The sequence below is a fragment of the Methanobrevibacter sp. genome, assembly GCF_045577275.1.
Taxonomy (GTDB): Archaea; Methanobacteriota; Methanobacteria; order Methanobacteriales; family Methanobacteriaceae; genus Methanobrevibacter.
In genome coordinates this window covers 1-2,791 of record NZ_JAZNIB010000356.1, presented here as the reverse complement: position 1 = coordinate 2,791, position 2,791 = coordinate 1, and the positions used below count along the sequence as shown (strand labels likewise).

The following is a 2,791-nucleotide window of genomic DNA, read 5'->3' as shown; positions in this document are numbered from 1 at the left end:
TTTTTTACACATTAATCTTTAATTTATATGATATATAAATTTTTTTAGAATTGGGAGAATCCAATAAAAAACCTAATTAAGTCTTAATAAGGTTAATAGATAAATAAAATAAAATTAATTGAGAAATAAAAAACAAAATAGGGTTAAATGTACATAAAGTATACATTTTAGACAAGAAAATGATTTTTTAGACTAATAAATATATTAATGATTAAAAATAAAATAAGTAATGTTGTCAATTACGAAATTTAACTATATAACTCAAAAGCAATATTAAAAAATCATGGAGAAATTATATGATTTGGAATCAAGAAGCAGAATGTATGGGTAAGGAAGAAAGGGAAGAAATGCAACTTGCCCTACTCCAAAAACAAGTAAATAGAGTTTATGAAAATGTGCCATTTTACAAGAAGAAGTTTGATGATGCAAGATTTCATCCAGATGATTTAAAGACTCTTGATGATATCAGCAAAATACCATTTACAACTAAAGATGACTTAAGACAAGCTTATCCATTTGGATTATTCGCTGTTCCAGATGATGAAATCATAGAAATACACAGTACCTCTGGAACTACAGGAACTCCTGTTGTATCCGGATATACAAAAAAAGACATTGATATTTGGGGAGAATGTACCGCAAGAGCTATAGCAATGGCTGGTGGAGACAAAAACTCAAAGATCCAAAATTCATATGGATACGGATTATTCACTGGAGGATTTGGAATTGACCACGGTGCAAAATATATGGGTGCAACAGTAATACCAATGTCTTCTGGAAACACTGCAAGACAATTGAAAATCATGGAAGACTTCCAAAGCGATATTCTTACATGCACTCCATCATATGCAATGTATTTGGCCGAATCCCTTGAAAAAGAAGGATACAAAGCAGAGGACATCAGCTTAAAAGGAGGAATCTTTGGAGCTGAAATGTGGACTGAAGAAATGAGAAACAGCTTACAAGAAAAATTAGGAATTACTGCACACAACATTTACGGATTAACTGAATTGATGGGACCAGGAGTAGCTACCGAATGTAAATATCAAACCGGTTTGCATATCCAAGAAGACCATTTCTATCCTGAAATCATTGACTCTGATACTGGAGAAGTTTTAGGAGATGATCAAAAAGGAGAATTGGTTTTAACCAACCTCACTAGAGAAGGAATGCCTGTAATAAGATTCAGAACAAAAGACATAACCACCCTTAGAAGAGACGAATGTCCTTGTGGAAGAACTACTGTAAGAATGGATAGGATCACCGGTAGAAGCGATGACATGTTAAAAATCAAAGGAGTTATGGTTTACCCATCACAAATTGAGGCTGCTATTCTACAGGTTGAAGGCTTGACAGCAAACTACCAAATCCATGTCTCAAGGCCTCACACACTTGATGAAATTGAAGTGAAAGTGGAATCTTCACCTGAGATATTCTCTGATGAAATGAAGAAGATTGAGGAATTTGAAAGAAAAGTGGCTAGAAAGATTCAAAGTGCAATTGGAATTAGTGTAGACGTAACCCTTGTTGAACCTGAATCCTTGCCAAGAAGTGAAGGAAAAGCTATTAGAGTGATTGACGAAAGAAACTTTGATTAGATAATGATTATGAGATGATACTATGAATGTAAAACAACTTTCCGTATTTCTTGAAAACAAAGAAGGAAAACTAAAAAAAGCTGTCAATGCAATGTCACAAAAAGGCGTAAACATTAGAGCACTTTCAATTGCAGACAGTTCAAAATATGGAATTTTAAGATTGATCGTTTCAGACAATGAAACAGCAAAAGAAGCATTGCAAGCTGAAAAGTTCACTGTCAAAGAAACAGATGTGATTGTTGTTGGAGTGAAAGACGAACCTAATGGACTCAACACAATTCTTGAAATTCTTGAAAAAGAAAGCATCAATGTTGAATACCTTTATGCATTTGTAAGCACTAAAGTTGATGAAGCTATTGTTGTTTTCAAAATAGAAGATTATGAAGCAGGTGTAAAAGCATTGGAAGATGCTGGTGCAACCTTATTAACCAAAGAAGATTTAGATGAAATATAAATCTTCTATTTTCTCTTTTTTTAAACATTTTTAATTTTTCTTAGGAAGATTATTTTTTAATGAACTGATTTTTTAATACCCTGATTTTTCAAAGGATTATTTCTAAATGCCGCTATTTTTCTATTCTTTATGATTCAGATTTTTTCCAATTGGCCAAATATTTTATTAAGCATTGAAAAAAATTTATTAAAATTTAAATTATTTGAACAATAAATAATACATTGACAAAAAATTTTGGGGAAAAAATGTTAACTAAACTAAAGAAGATCAACTTAGGCAATTGGATATTGATTTCAATGATATTAGGTTTGATAGTGGGTTTAATATTGAACTTCTATGTAACTGACCCATTCATCAAGAACATAATACTAATTGATAATGTTTTCTTTTTAGGAGGAAACCTATTTATCAAATTAATGAAAATGCTGGTTGTTCCACTTGTTTTCTGTTCAATCATTGTAGGGGTAACATCCATTTCAGACATTAGAAAGATCGGTGCAATTGGTGGAAGAGCAATACTCATTTACCTTATAACCACTGCATTGGCTGTTACCATTGCTCTTTTAATAGCAAAAATTATCAATCCAGGAATCGGATTGAATATGGCGGGTCTTGCAGATCCATCAAATGTTACAACCAATGTAACAATAACCAACACTATTTTAAGTATGGTCCCTGAAAATCCGCTTAACTCTTTGGCTAATGGAGATATGCTGCCGGTAATAATCTTCGGAGTGAT

General features: G+C 32.3%; 3 protein-coding genes. All 3 read left to right on the top strand.

Translation table 11 applies throughout. The annotated features are described in order from the left end of the window. Positions 1–296 precede the first annotated feature (296 nt). Positions 297–1,598: a phenylacetate--CoA ligase family protein gene (locus ACKI67_RS10350; protein ID WP_407463455.1), complete on the top strand. Its 1,302-nt coding sequence runs from the start codon at positions 297–299 to the stop codon at positions 1,596–1,598. Between the two features lie 22 nt (positions 1,599–1,620). Continuing rightward, positions 1,621–2,052 (top strand): acetolactate synthase, encoded by a 432-nt coding sequence (locus tag ACKI67_RS10345; RefSeq protein WP_407463454.1) that lies wholly within the window; start codon positions 1,621–1,623, stop codon positions 2,050–2,052. A 245-nt stretch (positions 2,053–2,297) separates the two neighbouring features. Next, on the top strand, positions 2,298–2,791 hold a 494-nt coding region (locus tag ACKI67_RS10340; RefSeq protein WP_407463453.1), incomplete at its 3' end, for a dicarboxylate/amino acid:cation symporter.